This is a genomic window from Bacillus xiamenensis, assembly GCF_000300535.1.
Taxonomy (GTDB): Bacteria; Bacillota; Bacilli; order Bacillales; family Bacillaceae; genus Bacillus; species Bacillus xiamenensis.
The window spans coordinates 1-16713 of sequence record NZ_AMSH01000070.1 but is presented as its reverse complement, the minus strand read 5'-3'; the positions used below and the strand labels follow the sequence as shown (position 1 = coordinate 16713).

The window sequence follows — 16713 nt, the reverse complement described above, 5'->3', positions numbered from 1 at the left end:
GTACTAAAAACGTATCTTATCTAAGTGGACATACTTTATCACCTGCGCTCAGTACTGACAAAGAATGCGAGGGTTTGTCTACACGCTGAAGGCATGTGATGATCACATGCCTCTTTCCTTAGATCTTAAACTATAGTACGTCGTATCCACGCCTCTTTCTTTCAGCCAATGACTCGTCTCCCCCGTAATGACAATCGGAGCTTGTCTCAGCTCCTCGATGGTTTTCACGCCAAGGACTGTCATCATCATTTTCACATCTTCTTGTAGATCGATGATATCAGAGATCAGAGCACTTTCTCCCCCGCTCGTCAGCGATTTTAAGAAAAAGCCAGCTAACCCAGCGGCAGATGCGCCAAGAGCGATTGATTTGGTCACATCCAGTGCATCTCGAATGCCTCCAGAGGCTAGTACTGTCTGATCTTGAAAGGCTGTATGTACTTCAGCAAGACTCGCTGCAGTTGGAATACCCCACTGGTCAAAATAGCGAAGTGCTTTTTGGCGGCGCAGGTTTTCGATCTTAGAAAAGTTTGTTCCGCCAAATCCTCCAATATCAACGGCTGCAACTCCTGCATCGAATAACTTCTTTGCCGTTTCCTTACTCATGCCAAATCCGACTTCTTTTACGACAACAGGCACGCCAATCGACTCAGCGATGGCTGCAATTCGCTCAACAGCCCCCCTGAAATCACGATCCCCTTCAGGCATCACGATCTCTTGGATGACATTTAAGTGAATTTGGAGCATGTTTGCCTCCAGCATGTCGACAGCATCCCGGGCTTGTTGAATGGTCGCTTCACTGCCTAAATTGGCAAAAATCAGTCCATCTGGATTGACCTTTCGAACGACTTCATACGTACGTCTTTCCTCTTTATCTTTCAGCGCAGCCATTTGTGATCCAACCGCTACTGGTATATTGGTTTCCTTCGCTGCGATAGACAAAGAGCGATTGATATCATAGGTTGATTCTCCGCCCCCACCAGTCATTGCATTGATAAAAATTGGCGAACCGAAAGTCAGTCCGCCAATTGTCGTATGTGTATCAATTTGTGATGTCGCAAGATCTGGTAAACTGGCGTGAACGAAGGAAACATCTTTTAAACCTGTTGCTGCATGCTGGCCAGTCGACAAAGCATGCTCAATATGCTGTTTCTTTCTTTCTGCTCGCGTCAATTTTAATCACCAAATTATTTTAGTTTATTGAGTTTATCACCGATCAGGTCACCAAGCTGGAATCCGCTTGTGCTTTCTTCTTTCGCCTGATATTGACGATAATCCTCTTCGATTTGTTTTTCAGGATTTTCTTCTAGCTCACGAATGCTTAGTGAAATGCGCTCTTCATCTTCATTTACATCAAGCACTTTCACTTTCACCGTCTGCCCTTCTTCAAGGACTTCTTGAGGAGTACCAATATGTTTATGTGAGATTTGGGAAATATGCACAAGTCCTTCTACACCTGGCAGAATTTCAACAAATGCACCAAAGCTCACAAGACGTTGAACGGTTCCTTCAAGCACATCACCTTGTTGTACTTTTTCGCCAATTTGACTCCAAGGTCCTGGTAATGTTTCTTTAATAGATAGTGAGATACGTTCGTTATCGCGGTCAACAGCAAGTACTTTTACTTTCACTTCCTGGCCTTCTTCAACAACGTCAGATGGCTTTTCAACATGCGCATGGGATAGTTGAGAAATGTGAACTAATCCATCAATGCCGCCAATGTCAACAAATGCACCAAAGTCAGTCAGGCGCTGTACTTTTCCATCAATCACACTGCCTACTTCAAGCTTTTGCAGGAAGTCTTGCTTCTTATCTAGTTGCTCTTGCTCAACCACTGCACGATGCGAAAGAATCACACGATTTTTTTCGCGGTCAAGTTCTACCACGACAAGTGAGAGTGTTTTTCCTTTGTAGTCTGTGAAGTCTTCGACATAGTGTGCTTCAACAAGAGATGCAGGAATAAATCCGCGTACACCAATGTCGACAACTAGACCACCTTTCACAACGTCTTTTACTTCAGCTTCAAATACTTCTTTTGTTTCAAACTTTTTCTCTAGGTCTTCCCAAGCGCGGTCTGCATCAACAGCACGTTTCGATAAAATCAAAGCATCGTCTTCGACCTTTGTTACTTTAAGCTCTAACTCGTCGCCATCTTTCACGACATCTGATGCTTTTTCAACGTGAAGACTTGATAATTCACTGATTGGGATGATCCCAGGTTGTTTCACATTGACGATATCCACATTAACATGCTTGTCCTCAACTTTAGAAACAATCCCTTTCACTACATCTCCAACCTCTGGTACCTGAACATCGATTTGATTCATTTCATCTGTCATTTCGATAACCTCCTTGGTCCAAACCTACACAGCTTAGTTAAAACGACTGAGCGAATATGTGTCCTTAGCATGATGATTGCCAGCCGAATATGTATTATAGAAACATTCAAATCAACATAATTGCTTGAATGATCAATAAAAATAGTATTAGTATAAACTTCTAATAAAAGAACTTGTTTGTCAAGAGATAAACCTCTAACTTATAAAAGTTTTCTAAAATTTCTTACTGTTTTTCTACACGCTCTGCTGCATCTAAAATTTTACATGCTACCTCTTGAATGGAAAGGGAAGTTGTGTCAATTTCAATGGCGTCATCAGCCTTCTTCAGCGGTGATACCTCCCGCTCAGAATCAAGTTTGTCACGTCTTGCAATCTCTTCAATCAGCTGGTCGTAATTGACGTCATAGCCTTTTTTCTGATTTTCTTCGAAACGGCGTTTTGCTCTCTCCTCTACTGAAGCAAGCAAGAAAATTTTCACTTCGGCATCTGGAAGAACGTGTGTGCCAATGTCTCTTCCGTCCATGACGACACCGCCTCGTTTGCCAAGCTCTTGCTGTCTGCGGACCATTTCCTCTCGGACAGCTCTATGTTTTGCGACAACAGATACTTGGTTGCTCACGCGGTCAGTTCGGATGTCTTCTGTGACATCGATCTTGTCTAAATGTACTTGTTGACCTTCGTCCGTTGACACAAGTTCAATCACTGTCTTTTTCAGTAACGCATCAAGTGCCTTTTCATCCTCAAGGTCTACGCCTTGATTGAGTGCCGCAAGTGTAATCGCGCGGTACATCGCACCTGTATCGATATAAATATATGATTTTTTCGCTGCGACAATTTTTGCCACAGTGCTTTTTCCTGCTGCTGCAGGACCGTCAATTGCGATAGATAATTTCTTTTTCATAATACCTCTCCTTGATTGAATCTCCCTTATGAATTGTAACACGATCAACGCTCAAACGGGGGAATTTTCTATCAATCCTTTTGCTTAAACGTCTCAATCCAATCTTCAATGCTCATGTTATTCACACCCTCGTATTGCACGACTTTTGACAAAAATAATTCTCCTTTCGTCAAGTGAAGGGTGATCTGAACGGCTAATAGCAGAACAAGCTGAATGAGCACCGCTTTGAATAACCATCTTTCTAAAGTTTTCATACAAAAAGCCTCCACGCTAGATTCTCTCCACTCTAGTATGGAAGCTTTTGACAACCTTTATTCTTATACTTTTTTCAGACGAGTTAACAGCTGCTGCTGGAAGCAATACTTCATGATGTACTGCTGGTGATCATTCGTCAATTCAGTAAACTCGATGATCGCTCTTGTTTTGCCAGTTTGTTCATCTTCATATACACGCTTCATTTCTGCAACCGCTTTAATTTTCACTGGCTCTTTAAGCGGAAGTTCAAACTCTGTGACTACTTCACCGTTTTCTTGTAGTGCGACACCTTCTGGAACAGCAATTGCTACACCGCCTGCACTTATATTCACGATAAATGTGTCAAAGGTTTCTACATCATTTTGGGTGATCGTAGCTTTCAGCATCGTATCCACTCGAAGGTATTCTCTTCTCTGCAGCCGAACCATTTCTTCTTTTGGTGGAATCGAAATAACAATCATTGGAATATCTTCTTTTCTTTTTCCGATAACTTCGCTTGTACATTTGTACGGAATTTGATTTTCATCGAAAAAGAAGACAGTGATTTCAGTTTGCTGGTTTAAGTAAATTGTGCGCCCCGTCTCTTTATCAGCTGGATAATTAATGAAAATATGATCGTTATTATTTTCCAAAACCTTCGATTTTGCTGTTTTTACTTCTTTGTTCTCATTGACATACTCAATTGTGATTCCATCCCCTATTTGTAACATTCCTCATCACTCTTTTCATCTGTGAAATCGTATCCTCTCCTATATTAAACCATGTATAAAACAAAAGGAAAAGACTTATTAGCCTTTTCCTCGTTTCCTTTTTTATAGGTCTTTATATATAGGTTCCGCATTTTTCAGTTTATCTACTCTTTCTTCTTTTCCAGTATCTGCATTGATGAACATCCGGTACGTGTCGTTTTTAATGGTTCCTAGGAACTCATAGCACAGAACTTCCTCTGACATATCATTTTGAACGATGGCTAGATGCGTATCCTCGATCTTCACGTGTTTGTTCAGCGTCTTTTCAGCTTCTTTTCGAGAGATTTTAGGGGCTTTTATGTCCCGTTTTTTATGATTGACTAAATAATCTTTCGCTGAGAACCCAACGATCTCTCCATCATCTAAAGCGACTTTCATCCGAATACTATCTGGATAAAGTAGTACATTTTTTTGTAGAGGTACGTAGGTAAATACACCGATATTATCGAATTGCGCACTTTCATCTAAATGAAATGATTCGGTATCAAAACCATGCTTTTTTAAGAAACTTAGAGCCTTTTCTGAGGCATCATTTAAACTGATTTTTTGTTTTTTCACTTCTCGATTTTGAAGAAGATAGACTGGATGACCTCCTTTTTCAGTCAAGTCCAAATAAAAGTTTGCCTGGCTGTCTGGGTCTGACATCGACAGGCTGTATACATCACGATTCGTTTTACTCCCGCTTTTTCTCACCTTAAAATCTTGGTTATGATCCGGTGTAAATTGCTGGGCGATGCGAATCGCTTCTTTTTTTGAAATCTTTTGACCTTTTAAGTGGTTGTAGCCTTGCGTTTCTGATTCAGTTGACACATTTGTAGGACCGAGATCAACATCTGCAAACGCATCTGCATTTCTCTCAACGGTTTTTAATCCGTCAATGATGGTGTTGTCGTTCTTTCGATCGCCGTCAGCCAGCGCCATTTCAACATCCATCCATTTTAGATTTTTATTAAGTACGAGATGTTGCACCTGTCTAAGCTCGTTTTGAATATCTGCCGCTTGATCATATAAAGCTGTAATGCTTTTATGCGTATCTTTGTTTAGTGGTTCATCTGATAAAGATTTAACAGACGATTTGTAGCTAAAGTCTCCGACATTCGCTAGAAATTCTTCAGTTTTGTTAAAAGGCATCAATGTGAGCGGAAGCTGACTGACATTGTTATGCGCTTCTGATGACATTCTCCATACATCTGCAAGTGCTGGAGAAATAGATGTTTGGCTGTTCATCGCAAGTGTCGCCCCAAGTTTGTCGTGCAGCTGATCAACTTGATACGTTAAATCGTGGAATGCTCTTTGATAGTTGTTCTCTGCGTGAAGCAGCACTGCGTCTTTTTCTTGATGCTCTTTATAGCCCCAGTAGCCTGTTGAGATGACAGCAATTCCTAAAATAGCAATCAATATTCCTCTGATCATTTATTTACACCTCTTTTTATTCACAGAAAATATGTTTCCCGATCCGTTTAATTTGTGGTCTTCCCCAAATCCATGGGCTTGTTGCTGTATCAGGATTAAAGTAATAGACGGCGCTTTCAGATGGGTCCCAGCCATTAATGGCATCAAACACGGCCTTTTTAGCGGTTTCATTTGGCGTCATATAAAACTGTCCATCTGCCACAGCTGTAAACGCAAGCGGTTCAAAAATGACACCAGCGATTGTATTTGGAAAGGTTGGGTGGTTCAAACGATTTAAGATGACGGCAGCAATAGCCACCTGCCCTTCATATGGTTCACCTCTTGCTTCACTATAAACAGCTTGTGAAAGAAGCTGAATGTCATTGCTGGAAAAACCACCTGGCATGTTGGCTGCGGTTTGTTTCGGCGCTTGATTTGCCTGCCCATTTCCAGACTTCCCAGATGAGCTGCTGCCTCCGCTTTGACTTGTTTGATTCCCTTTTGCTCCTTGTGCTGTCTTTTTTTGCGTGTTTCTTTGCGCAGGAGCCTTTGTTTGCTGATCAAGGGGTTTCCCTCCATAGTGCGTAAACTGATTCCCTTTTTGCAGCTGCTGCTGTACAAACTCTTTATAGTATTTCGTCTTTTGAACTAATAGGCTTTTTGTTTGTTCCCCTACGAGTCCATCAACTTTTTTTACACCAAACTGGCTTTGGAAGTTGCGAACGGCCCAGTACGTGCCCCAGCCATATACACCATCAATTTTGCCGTTGTAAAAGCCATTGTATTGAAGCCTTGCCTGCAGCTCGACTACATCTTCTCCTGTAGCTCCCCGCTGAATCACTTGATTAGTGAAAGCCCCACTTTTTTCAGCTGTCATCAGTGAAGATGCGAGAAGAACGATTGAAAAGATAAGGACGATTTGTTTCATGAAACGAGCTTTGTCCATATTTGATCCTCCTGTACTTTTGATGTTTGAATATATGTTTCTTCCGATCCCTATTTTTATACATTCATCACAGGATTGAATTGGATGAAAAAACAAAAAAACGCCCTAATGACATATAGGACGTTTTCCGATTTACATTTGTACCATCTTCACTGCACGGGCTTTTTTGGCTTTCCGTAGACCAAACCACCATAAAAAAATCATGAAAGGCAGCATAATATATCCCCAATTTTTCATGCCAAGAAGAATGAAGTCATATAAGCCATGAAAAAGGACAGGAAGTATTAAAGAAAGGATCAGCCATTTGCGCTGCTCTTTTTTTTCAGAGAAACGAGCTTTACCTATATAAAACCCCATCACAACACCGAATAAAGCGTGACTTGATACAGGCAACAAGGCCCGTGTAAACGCAAATTCTACCCCATGAACGACTAAGTATAGAATATTTTCAAGTGTCGCAAATCCAAGTGAGACACTTGTTCCATAGACAATCCCGTCATAGTGTTCATCAAACTGCACATGTGCATAAACGCTGACCATTAAAATAAACCATTTTAATGATTCCTCTAAAAAACCCGACGTCACAAATGAAATCAAGATAGGATTCGTGGCAATATGTTCCTCTTGGAGGACATACTGAATAAACATGGTTGGAAACACAAGTATGACACCTAGCATAAAAGATCTGATGACCATGTGAACCGGCTCATTGTCGTATTGATCTTTCAAATAGAAATAACTTAAAAGTGCGATGCCGGGAGCTAAACCTGCTGAGATGATTGCGATCATAATCAGACCTCTTTCCCTACATTATCCTTTATTATCGTACCATGATTTTCCGCTTTTTTATATGACTCGAGCCCATTTTCCACAAAATATTTTTCTATATAATCCCATTTTACCTAAAAAGAACTGAATCCCTTAAAAGGATCCAGTTCTTTTTTTACCCGTTGATTCTTTTGTTGATTTCTTCTGCAATCAGCCCGCCATGAAATCTTCCATTTTCAATGAAAATTTCGTTGGCATTATTTCCTGCTGCAATGACCCCTGCAATGAAAATACCTTCTACATTTGTTTCCATCGTTTGTTCATTAAATGCTGGGCGGCCTGATTCTTGATCAATCGTGACACCCATTTTTTCTAAGAATGAATGATCGGGATGATAGCCTGTCATCGCAAATACAAAATCACTTTTCACACGCTCTATTTGACCATGTTGATTTGTAAAGACAACATCTTCTTCTGTGATTTCCTTGACCTCCGCACCGAACTCCATTCGAATGGTTCCATTTCTGACAAGTGCTTCAAACTCCGGTAAAATCCAAGGTTTGATGCTGGAGGAATATTCAGTCCCTCTATACAAAACCGTGACCCTGCTTCCGCATTTCACAAGTTCTAGGGCGGCATCGACGCTAGAGTTCTTCCCGCCGATGACCGTCACATCTTTATCAAAGTACGGGTGCCCTTCTTTAAAATAATGATACACATGAGGAAGGTCTTCCCCTTTGACATTCATATAGTTTGGGTGATCATAATACCCAGTAGCAATCACGACATAGTCACATGTATAGTCGTCTTTTGATGTACTCACGGTAAAACGGCCGTCTTTTTTCGTCACAGCGTTTACTTTTTCAAAGGCATTCACACGCAGGTTTTTTCGTCTGACCACCTCTCGGTAATAGGAAAGCGCCTGAATGCGAACGGGCTTTCGGTTTTCAGTAATAAAAGCGACATCACCGATCTCAAGCTTTTCACTTGTACTAAAGAAGGTTTGGTGTGTGGGATAATGATAAATACTGTTGACCACATTCCCCTTTTCAATCACAAGTGCATCAATGCCGATTTGCTTGAATGCGATGGCAGCTGATAAACCGCACGGGCCGCCTCCTATTATGATCGCTTTTTCTTGTTTCATTTGTTCCACTCCTGTCGTTTCACTGCAATAACAATGGCTGGGCTGTTTGATTCTTTGTGCCATTACATAAAAAAAATCTCCTATTTAAGGATAGGAGATTTTTAGGCGTGATGCAAATAAGCCGCTTAAATCCAGCCTCTGAATCGAGAAGCTTCAGCCATTTTACGTACGCCGACCATGTATGCGGCAAGACGCATATCAATGCGGCGGTTCTGCGCCATTTCATAAATATTATTAAATGATTTCACCATCATATCTTCTAAACGAGTTTCGACTTCTTCTTCAGTCCAGTAGAACCCTTGGTTATTCTGCACCCATTCGAAGTATGAAACAGTTACTCCACCCGCACTTGCAAGTACGTCTGGGACAAGCAGTACACCGCGATCTGAAAGAATTTTTGTTCCTTCCAGTGTTGTCGGTCCATTTGCTGCTTCTACGACAATTTTAGCTTTAATGTTTGCCGCATTATCTTCTGTAATTTGGTTTTCAATGGCTGCTGGTACTAAGATATCGCAATCCAGCTCAAGCAGCTCTTGGTTTGTAATTGTATCGTTAAATAATTTAGTGACGGTTCCAAAGCTGTCACGTCGGTCAAGCAAGTAGTCAATATCTAGACCATCTTCATCATACAAACCGCCGTAAGCATCTGAAATTCCTACGATTTTCGCTCCGGCATCATACATGAATTTAGCCAAGTAACTTCCCGCATTTCCGAATCCCTGTACGACAACACGAGCCCCATTGATGTCAATTCCTTTTTTCTTCGCCGCTTCTTTGATGCAGATCGTCACACCTTTTGCAGTTGCAGTGTCACGTCCATGCGAGCCTCCAAGAACAATTGGTTTTCCTGTAATAAATCCTGGCGAGTTAAATTCATCAATTCTAGAATATTCATCCATCATCCATGCCATGATTTGAGAGTTTGTAAATACATCTGGCGCTGGAACATCTTTTGTTGGCCCAACGATTTGACTAATTGCGCGAACATAGCCGCGGCTTAGTTTTTCAAGCTCTCTGAATGACATTTCTCTTGGATCACAGATAATACCGCCTTTTCCTCCGCCATAAGGAAGATCCACAATACCACATTTTAAACTCATCCAAATTGAAAGCGCTTTTACTTCTTTTTCAGTAACGTTTGGGTGGAATCGAATTCCGCCTTTTGTCGGACCGACAGCATCATTGTGCTGCGCGCGATAACCAGTGAAAATCTTCACCGATCCATCATCCATACGTACTGGGATTTTGACCGTTAATAGACGAATTGGCTCTTTCAGTAATTCATACACTTCTTGCGGATAGCCCAATTTGTCAAGCGCTTTATGTATGACGGTTTGAGTTGACTTTAAAACATCTAGCTTATCTTCTGCGTTATGAGCGGCGTTTTGATCGGCTGCCATTAAAATAAACCCCCTAGAAATCTTTCATGATCTACTGCTCCCTTTCAAGCAATAGTATACACCTTCGTACTGGTAAAGCAAAGGTAAAAAGCGTTTTTTATCGAAATAAAATATCAGCGTTTATAAATATAAAAAAGGATATAAAAAAATACTGTTGTTTCAACACAACAGTATTAAATATAATAGAAAAGAGTGATTAAAAATACATTTGAATCGTTTTCACTGCATCCTCCTGCATGATCACTTTTCCATACTCTTTTAGCCGGTGAATGGTTAATGTCGTAGGAGATCCGAACTCCGCTAAAATGGAAATGACCGTATCAGCAGACAGTTCTTCAAAATCATCTAGGCTGAGAAAATATTGACCTTCATAATGGTAAACTGTACCCCCTAAAAGTCCAATACGACTTAAACTATGGGACAGTTGAATCACATCTTCAAACGAAGCAAATTGATAGAGCACATGCTTACTCTCGTCGAGCTTGACTTGCATCTCAATGTAATCTTCATCAAACTCATCATCAGCATCTTCCTGCTGACTCTTTGTCACAATGACGACCATCCCCTGCGCCTGAAGAGAAAATACTTCAACTGCAATCGGTCCATTCGCTTCAAAACCGAGCTCCTGATTCGCTTCGTTCATCATGTCTTTAAATAGCTGATGAACTTTGAACGAATCTTTCCAAAGGTCTTCTTTCGTAAGACCTCGGTCTGTCAGGTCATCTAGTGTGAGAAAAATTTTGATTTTATTATAATTCAGACGCTCCAGTCGCATAACGTTCCCTCCTGCCTCTTCTAACACACATCATACTGTAGTATATGAGATGATGAGTCATAGGTTCTTAATTTTGTATTCAGTTTACACTGTGTCAAGACGGAAGACAAGCATGAAGCGATGCTTAAGGTGACTTTTATGGAAAATATTGAGGGGGCATCAAGTTAGCGAGTTTTTAGCGGCATTAAATAGATCAGATGCGTTTCTGGTTCTGCCCCAAGTCGCATTGGAATTTTTGTTGTTCCATAGCCATTGCTAATCAGAAAGAAAGCGCCTTTGACCTGGCCAGTTCTCCCTTTTTCATACGGTCCAAATTTCCCGATACGGATTTGTCCCCCGTGGGTATGACCGCTTAGCACAAGATCAATGCCCTCTTCTTCACTCATCAAGTGATGCACATCTGGATTGTGTGATAAGAGAATATTCACATCTTCTTTAACAAACTCCGGTCGAATCGCTTCATAATCTGCTTTTTCAAGCCGAATATCATCAATTCCGCCTATTTTAATGGGCTGGCCTTCAAAATTCCACACAGCCGTTTCATTTTGCAATGTCGTGACATGATAGGAATGAAGGATCTCTTTTAGCTTTTGCTGATGGAGCTCATGATCATTGTTGCCCCAAACAAAATACACCGGCGCCATTCTTGATAACCGCTTCACATTTTCTTCAACCCTTGCATAAGGCACACCTTTTTCTGCTAAATCCCCACCGATCATAATGACATCTGGCTGCTCCTGCTCTACTTCTGCCAATAACGTCTCACTAATTAGGCGGCGATGCGTATCAGAAATAAAGAAAATGACTGCGGGTCTATCTGATTGAAGTGCTTCTATTGTAAAGTAATGCTTTTTGATGTTGTTTTGTTTTGCCGTTTTCATCATTTTCGCTGTTACACACACACCTGTCGTAACAGCCGCTATGGCAGCAGTAAATCCGATGGCATATTTCATTATGAATGACTCCCTTTTATCATCTTTCTTTCATAAGACGCTTGAATGAAAAAAGACGTTTCAACTATTAAACGTCTTTTTCTCATTTATTTACTTTCATAATAGAGATTGATGTCATATTGCTTCTGCATGAAGTGAAAAACGGCTTCACGCTCTTTCCACTGGTTTGATTGAGGCCATAAATCTGTGCTTTTTTGTATAATCTCACATCTGAGCTTATGATATTCATCCTCAGCCTTTTCTTCTTTTTTCTTATAATAATATGATGCGTAAAACGCAAACACTTCAGCCATGATCCAAAACAGAAACACCTCATGACCGAGCAGTGTGGCAATCATCGCTTCTGGCTCTAGAGAACCCCCAGTATTCGCTGTTATCACAAAATAAAACAGAAGAATCGCTAAAGATAAAAGGGCTGTCCACTGCCACCTTTTGCACTGTTTGGCAAAGCCCTCGTATTTGTGCTTTCTTTTGATCAATGTCTCAATCATTTTCTGTGTTGGCTGATCCATATAGCGGCTGATTGCGTGTAATGTCATCACATACACCCTGTCCCTTTTTTCTACATATGTATGTGCTTGTTCATTGATTCATGTCAGATCATTCATTTTCTAATGGAATATTCAACACTTGTCCGCTGTATACACTATTTCCTTTTAAATGATTATAAGCTCTAATCTTCTCTTCACCCGAACGGTTCTTATAATACTTCATGGAAATTCGGTACAAATTCTCTTTAGGACCAACAGTATGCTGCACAACACGAACTGACTTTTCTTCCTGCTTCTTTTTCTCTTCCGCTTCTTTTCGCTTTTTCTCTTCCTGCTGCTTTTGCAAAGCCAGCTGCTGCTGCTCACGTTTTTTTGCAGCTGCGGCCTTCTCGCGCTCTTCCTTCTCTTTAGCAGCTTGTTCTTTTTTCTTTTGCTCTGCTTTTTCTTTTGATCGCTGCTTTTCTTCTTCTGCCTCTTTCTTTTTCTTCTCATCGTCAGACGCCGCTTGATCAGCGCCCGAGTCATTTTTTGTTTCAGCAAGTGCGGTTGGCACTGGGTCTGTGTCAGCACTTGAAGTTTTATCGATATATACACCTTGATTGTTGTGATCATTGATTCCGTTTGACGCATAATACATCAAAAGAAATAGCACAGTGACGACAATGATAGGAAAGATAATAGCAAGTGTCGTAAACAGTGGATTACGTACTTTTTTCGTGCGCTGCTTTTTATATTCATGGAAATCTTCTCGTGTAGGAAAGTGAGAGTCATCTGAAGGATGCACTTTTTCCTCAAGGATTTCCTCTACATCATCATGGATGTTTGTCAGCTGCTGCTTTTTTCTCTTTATTCTCGACATCTCTTCCATGTTCATCCCTCCCCCAATATTTAAAACGAATTTGACAAGCAAAGACTAAGTCAATGACAAAGTGTGTCATGACAGGAACAAATAAATTCCCCGTCCACTCGTATAAAAGTCCTAAAAAAATACTAATAGAAACCACAAGGATAAACAAGAGTATTTTTGACAGGTAGCGAAAGTGGAGAAGCGCAAACACCATGCTGGCAATCTCAAGTCCAAATTGCTGCTGAACGATCCCTCGGAATAGAATTTCCTCTGAAAAGGCAATGAGCAGTGTTAACCAAACAATATGCAGTACGCTGCGGTTTTTGAACATTTTCTCATTTAATCCGCCATCATCATACATATGAGCCGGAAACACCTTCATGACAATGACATCCACAATTATGACAACCAAGGCGCCGCCAATTCCATAAGTGAGTATCCGCATATCATGCATCTGCCAAAGTGCCGTAAAATCAGTCCAATGATCAAACATAAAAATGCCTAATAAAAAAGAAACGATAAGCATGAGCAGCTGCGTGAAATACAGCTGTTCTACTACTTGTCGATCGGTTAATTTTTCAATAATACGGCGATGTTGTTCAATCAATGCTGCGCCTCTTTTGTCAGATGAAACATACGCTCCAGCTCGGTCTTCCAGTGTTTCATTTCATTCAGCTCCAATGGTTGATCTTTTTTTTCATAATCCGACAGGTCAAGTCCGCAAGAAGAGCAGCAGTTGCCAGAGGAAGACTCCTCCGCTTGATCAAGCTGTTCGTCAAAGTATGATAATAGAGATTGTCTAAAGCAGCTATGATCAGTGATTCGTTCTTTAAACTGCCACACTTTTTTGAGCTTTTCTGTTTGTCTATCCTGCAGCTTTTCTTTCAGATTCTCCAAAAGCACTCGAGGCTGTTCAGATTGGTGCATCATGTAATAATGTGTCAGCATCCTCGCACGCGTCTCCTGTAGCCCCGCTTCCATCAATCGTTCACGTAATTTTTTTTCATCATTTGTAGGCACCTGAGATAATTGAGCCAAGAAAAAATCAATTTCTGGATCGTCAAAGCCTTCAGCTTGAATCAAATGACTTTGAATATCGGCATCCTCTTCTGTATATAAAAGAACACTCACACTACTTTTTCCGTCCCGTCCCGCTCTTCCAATCTCCTGCATAAATGCTTCTATTGATTGCGGCGGGCTCATATGAATCACAAACCGTATATCTGCTTTATCAATTCCCATGCCAAAGGCACTTGTACAGCAAATCAGATCAATTTGACCGCTGATAAATTGCTGCTGAATCAGCATGCGGTCTCCTGCCTCCATTCCGCCATGATAAAACTCTACACGTTGATGCGTTTTTTGTTTAACCAAAAGAGCGATATCCTCTGTCATTTGCCGGGTCGGGCAATAAATCAGGCCAGGTCCTTGAATGGTTTCCACAAGCTCAAGTGCTCGTTTTTCTTTTGTTTCTTTCGTTTCATGCACTTCCTTCACTAGCGCAATGTTAGGCCGGTTCACTGAGTGAATATGAAAGTCTGGCTGCTGTAGCCGCAAAGTTTGCACAGTATCCTTTAAGGTCTGCTTTGTCGCAGTTGCCGTCAGTGCTAAGGCGATAGGATGACCTAACGCTTCTCTCCATTCTCCGAGCTTGGAGTATTCAGGACGAAAATCATGTCCCCATTCTGATATGCAGTGCGCTTCATCGACGACAAATAGACCAACATGCATCGATTTGAGCTGCTGCAACAGCGCATCTGACATGAGCGCCTCAGGTGCGACAAATAAAAATTTATATGATGGCAGATGCCGAATGATATGTCGCCTTTCATGAAAAGATAGTGTACTGTTAAGCGCCGCCACTCGCTTTTCACCGCGCATTTTCATTCGCTCCACTTGATCCTCCATAAGCGATAAAAGCGGCGAAATAATGAGAACTAGCCCCTCTGTCATATAGCCGGGAATTTGATAGCAAAGTGACTTACCGCCGCCAGTAGGGAGCATGGCAACTGTATCTTTTTGATGAAGTACACTTTGAATAATATCCTCTTGCCCCACTTTAAACGCGCTATATCCAAAGTATCTCATGAGTGTTTGATGAAGCTTATCCATTTGCTTTCACCATCCTTGTCAGTGCCAATCGTATTTGAAAATAAGTAAACGGATGCTCGAGGTTTTCTTTGATCAGCTTCAGTTTATTCGTTTGAAGCTGAAAGGCTATCTCATGGATCGCCTGCTGCTCCTCGCTGCTGACATAAGGTTCTATTGAGAAACTCGGCTCATGGATGGACAGCTCCACAATATGGTCTTCAATCGTTGCCTTTTTTAAAGAACGAATGTGGGCTATTTGATCAATACTAAACCCTTTTTGCACAAGCTCAAGTGTTTTGTGGGTGGAGGTGGTTAGCACACGTTTGAATTCAAGGTCATCTATCATACGCTGCATGATCGGCGCCTCACCTTTTTGTGCAGATTGAATAAAATAATGGAGCACATTCCAAAAAAGCAGGTAAACATACCACACATCTTCTTTCAGCCATTCAGCCATTTGCTGGTACGTACGCCCGATTCTTTCATGTGAAGTCAATGAATAGACAAAGAGGAGTGCCTCTTGATCACTTAAACGATCAAGGAGCGTATCAAGTTCATGATGCAGACCTTCAGAAAGCTCTTTCTTCTGGCGGAAGTGTTTTAAAAACGATTTCGTCCAGCTTTGAACCGATATATCCCTTTGAATTGGCACATATTGATGTGATTGCGCCGCATGATGGGAAAGAACTTGAACAAGTAAAGACAACCTCACCCATAGCATCTTTGCTTTATCATGATACTTGGCACCGTGAAAATAAGGGGGCATCGGTTTTTTAGAAAAATGCTGCCTTAGCATATACTTTCCTGCATCTGTGACAATGAATGTATCCCCTGTTTTTCTGATGAAGTGTTTCTCTTGAAGCTTTTGCACAGAGCGATTCAATTGATCCCGCGTAAAACCCGGAAAACAGCCGAAGTAGCTGGAAAGCTGAAACAAACTTGCATCCTGTATCGTTTGTGATGATTTTTTCCCTTTAAAAAGATGGTAGACAGCACTAATGGAGCGTTCGCCGTTCAATTTATGTACGCTGTCCATCAACACGACATCCAAGTAATGAATCGTCATTCATCAAAGCACCTGTCTTCCTGACAAAATTCGAATATTTTCTCCCTTTATTTTAACAGATTTCTTAGAAGAAGAAATGTTTAAACTCAATTAATGGGGGAAAGTTATGAACAAACCCTTATATGATAAGCATTCTCAATCACTTTACAGTTGAAATGTGAATTTAAAATCATTACAATAAGGTTTGAGGAAATTGTTTTTTTATCGGTGAAACGAAACAGGTTAAACCATTTGTTCCATCGAACAATCTGGGAGGTATTTTTTAACATGGCAAAATATACAATTGTAGACAAAGACACATGTATTGCTTGCGGCGCATGCGGTGCAGCTGCTCCAGACATTTATGATTATGATGATGAAGGCATTGCATTTGTTACACTCGATGACAATCAGGGGACTGTAGAAGTTCCAGAAGTGCTTGAAGAAGATATGCTTGATGCATTCGAAGGATGCCCAACTGACTCAATTAAAGTTGCGGACGAATCTTTCGATGGTGACCCACTTAAGCATGAATAGTATAAAAGCCCCTTATACAGGGGCTTTCAGCGTGTAGACAAACCCTCGCATTCTTTGTCAGTCCTGCGTGCCGGTGCTCA

18 protein-coding genes are annotated in these 16713 nt (G+C 41.1%); 1 reads left to right on the top strand and 17 read right to left on the bottom strand.

The window, feature by feature from the left end; all coding sequences use genetic code 11:
* Positions 1–102: 102 nt before the first annotated feature.
* The 17 genes from fni to BA1_RS16270 all read right to left on the bottom strand — a co-directional run bounded on the left by fni (position 103) and on the right by BA1_RS16270 (position 16117).
* Positions 103–1170 carry a type 2 isopentenyl-diphosphate Delta-isomerase gene (gene fni / locus BA1_RS16350; RefSeq protein ID WP_008361256.1) on the bottom strand — a complete coding sequence of 356 codons (1068 nt, stop codon included), beginning with the start codon at positions 1168–1170 and terminating at the stop codon, positions 103–105.
* Positions 1171–1184: 14 nt separating this feature from the next.
* Positions 1185–2336 carry a 30S ribosomal protein S1 gene (gene rpsA, locus BA1_RS16345; RefSeq protein ID WP_008361255.1) on the bottom strand — a complete coding sequence of 384 codons (1152 nt, stop codon included), beginning with the start codon at positions 2334–2336 and terminating at the stop codon, positions 1185–1187.
* 223 nt (positions 2337–2559) lie between these two features.
* Entirely contained in the window at positions 2560–3237 is a 678-nt protein-coding gene (gene cmk / locus BA1_RS16340) for a (d)CMP kinase (protein ID WP_008361254.1), read from the bottom strand.
* 71 nt (positions 3238–3308) lie between these two features.
* Positions 3309–3491, bottom strand: coding sequence for a DUF5359 family protein (locus BA1_RS16335; protein ID WP_008361253.1), 183 nt, complete (start codon positions 3489–3491; stop codon positions 3309–3311).
* Positions 3492–3554: 63 nt separating this feature from the next.
* Positions 3555–4202, bottom strand: coding sequence for a flagellar brake protein (locus BA1_RS16330; RefSeq protein ID WP_008361252.1), 648 nt, complete (start codon positions 4200–4202; stop codon positions 3555–3557).
* 102 nt (positions 4203–4304) lie between these two features.
* Entirely contained in the window at positions 4305–5654 is a 1350-nt protein-coding gene (gene ypeB / locus BA1_RS16325) for a germination protein YpeB (protein WP_008361251.1), read from the bottom strand.
* Positions 5655–5670: 16 nt separating this feature from the next.
* On the bottom strand, positions 5671–6579 hold the full coding sequence (gene sleB, locus BA1_RS16320) for a spore cortex-lytic enzyme (RefSeq protein WP_008361250.1): 909 nt from the start codon (positions 6577–6579) through the stop codon (positions 5671–5673).
* Positions 6580–6711: 132 nt separating this feature from the next.
* Positions 6712–7368, bottom strand: coding sequence for a glutamic-type intramembrane protease PrsW (gene prsW / locus BA1_RS16315; protein ID WP_008361249.1), 657 nt, complete (start codon positions 7366–7368; stop codon positions 6712–6714).
* Between the two features lie 154 nt (positions 7369–7522).
* A complete protein-coding gene (locus BA1_RS16310; RefSeq protein ID WP_008361248.1) occupies positions 7523–8494 on the bottom strand; it encodes a YpdA family putative bacillithiol disulfide reductase in 972 nt (323 codons plus the stop codon).
* Positions 8495–8619: 125 nt separating this feature from the next.
* Positions 8620–9894 (bottom strand): Glu/Leu/Phe/Val family dehydrogenase, encoded by a 1275-nt coding sequence (locus tag BA1_RS16305; RefSeq protein ID WP_007500982.1) that lies wholly within the window; start codon positions 9892–9894, stop codon positions 8620–8622.
* Positions 9895–10090: 196 nt separating this feature from the next.
* Complete coding sequence (locus tag BA1_RS16300) at positions 10091–10669, bottom strand: genetic competence negative regulator (RefSeq protein WP_008361247.1); 579 nt, start codon at positions 10667–10669, stop codon at positions 10091–10093.
* A gap of 164 nt (positions 10670–10833) precedes the next feature.
* Positions 10834–11622, bottom strand: a complete 789-nt coding sequence (locus tag BA1_RS16295; protein ID WP_008361246.1) for a metallophosphoesterase — start codon at positions 11620–11622, stop codon at positions 10834–10836.
* Positions 11623–11708: 86 nt separating this feature from the next.
* Positions 11709–12161, bottom strand: coding sequence for a DUF2663 family protein (locus tag BA1_RS16290; protein ID WP_008361245.1), 453 nt, complete (start codon positions 12159–12161; stop codon positions 11709–11711).
* 61 nt (positions 12162–12222) lie between these two features.
* Positions 12223–12981, bottom strand: a complete 759-nt coding sequence (locus BA1_RS16285; protein ID WP_008361244.1) for a LysM peptidoglycan-binding domain-containing protein — start codon at positions 12979–12981, stop codon at positions 12223–12225.
* Positions 12926–13567 carry a CPBP family intramembrane glutamic endopeptidase gene (locus tag BA1_RS16280; RefSeq protein WP_008361243.1) on the bottom strand — a complete coding sequence of 214 codons (642 nt, stop codon included), beginning with the start codon at positions 13565–13567 and terminating at the stop codon, positions 12926–12928. The genes BA1_RS16285 and BA1_RS16280 overlap by 56 nt, the downstream gene beginning before the upstream one ends.
* Complete coding sequence (locus BA1_RS16275; protein ID WP_008361242.1) at positions 13564–15072, bottom strand: RecQ family ATP-dependent DNA helicase; 1509 nt, start codon at positions 15070–15072, stop codon at positions 13564–13566. The genes BA1_RS16280 and BA1_RS16275 overlap by 4 nt, the downstream gene beginning before the upstream one ends.
* Positions 15065–16117 (bottom strand): YpbB family protein, encoded by a 1053-nt coding sequence (locus BA1_RS16270; RefSeq protein WP_008361241.1) that lies wholly within the window; start codon positions 16115–16117, stop codon positions 15065–15067. The genes BA1_RS16275 and BA1_RS16270 overlap by 8 nt, the downstream gene beginning before the upstream one ends.
* A gap of 267 nt (positions 16118–16384) precedes the next feature.
* Here BA1_RS16270 and BA1_RS16265 point away from each other — a divergent pair, with 267 nt between their 5' ends.
* Positions 16385–16633 (top strand): ferredoxin, encoded by a 249-nt coding sequence (locus tag BA1_RS16265; protein ID WP_008361239.1) that lies wholly within the window; start codon positions 16385–16387, stop codon positions 16631–16633.
* Positions 16634–16713: the final 80 nt, after the last annotated feature.

Excerpts from the sequence above, each read along its gene's own strand:
- rpsA (WP_008361255.1), bottom strand. The coding sequence starts at position 2,336 with ATGACAGATGAAATGAATCAAATCGATGTTCAGGTACCAGAGGTTGGA.
- cmk (WP_008361254.1), bottom strand. The coding sequence starts at position 3,237 with ATGAAAAAGAAATTATCTATCGCAATTGACGGTCCTGCAGCAGCAGGA.
- BA1_RS16335 (WP_008361253.1), bottom strand. The coding sequence starts at position 3,491 with ATGAAAACTTTAGAAAGATGGTTATTCAAAGCGGTGCTCATTCAGCTT.
- BA1_RS16330 (WP_008361252.1), bottom strand. The coding sequence starts at position 4,202 with ATGTTACAAATAGGGGATGGAATCACAATTGAGTATGTCAATGAGAAC.
- ypeB (WP_008361251.1), bottom strand. The coding sequence starts at position 5,654 with ATGATCAGAGGAATATTGATTGCTATTTTAGGAATTGCTGTCATCTCA.
- sleB (WP_008361250.1), bottom strand. The coding sequence starts at position 6,579 with ATGGACAAAGCTCGTTTCATGAAACAAATCGTCCTTATCTTTTCAATC.
- prsW (WP_008361249.1), bottom strand. The coding sequence starts at position 7,368 with ATGATCGCAATCATCTCAGCAGGTTTAGCTCCCGGCATCGCACTTTTA.
- BA1_RS16310 (WP_008361248.1), bottom strand. The coding sequence starts at position 8,494 with ATGAAACAAGAAAAAGCGATCATAATAGGAGGCGGCCCGTGCGGTTTA.
- BA1_RS16305 (WP_007500982.1), bottom strand. The coding sequence starts at position 9,894 with ATGGCAGCCGATCAAAACGCCGCTCATAACGCAGAAGATAAGCTAGAT.
- BA1_RS16300 (WP_008361247.1), bottom strand. The coding sequence starts at position 10,669 with ATGCGACTGGAGCGTCTGAATTATAATAAAATCAAAATTTTTCTCACA.
- BA1_RS16295 (WP_008361246.1), bottom strand. The coding sequence starts at position 11,622 with ATGAAATATGCCATCGGATTTACTGCTGCCATAGCGGCTGTTACGACA.
- BA1_RS16290 (WP_008361245.1), bottom strand. The coding sequence starts at position 12,161 with ATGACATTACACGCAATCAGCCGCTATATGGATCAGCCAACACAGAAA.
- BA1_RS16285 (WP_008361244.1), bottom strand. The coding sequence starts at position 12,981 with ATGGAAGAGATGTCGAGAATAAAGAGAAAAAAGCAGCAGCTGACAAAC.
- BA1_RS16275 (WP_008361242.1), bottom strand. The coding sequence starts at position 15,072 with ATGGATAAGCTTCATCAAACACTCATGAGATACTTTGGATATAGCGCG.
- BA1_RS16270 (WP_008361241.1), bottom strand. The coding sequence starts at position 16,117 with ATGACGATTCATTACTTGGATGTCGTGTTGATGGACAGCGTACATAAA.
- BA1_RS16265 (WP_008361239.1), top strand. The coding sequence starts at position 16,385 with ATGGCAAAATATACAATTGTAGACAAAGACACATGTATTGCTTGCGGC.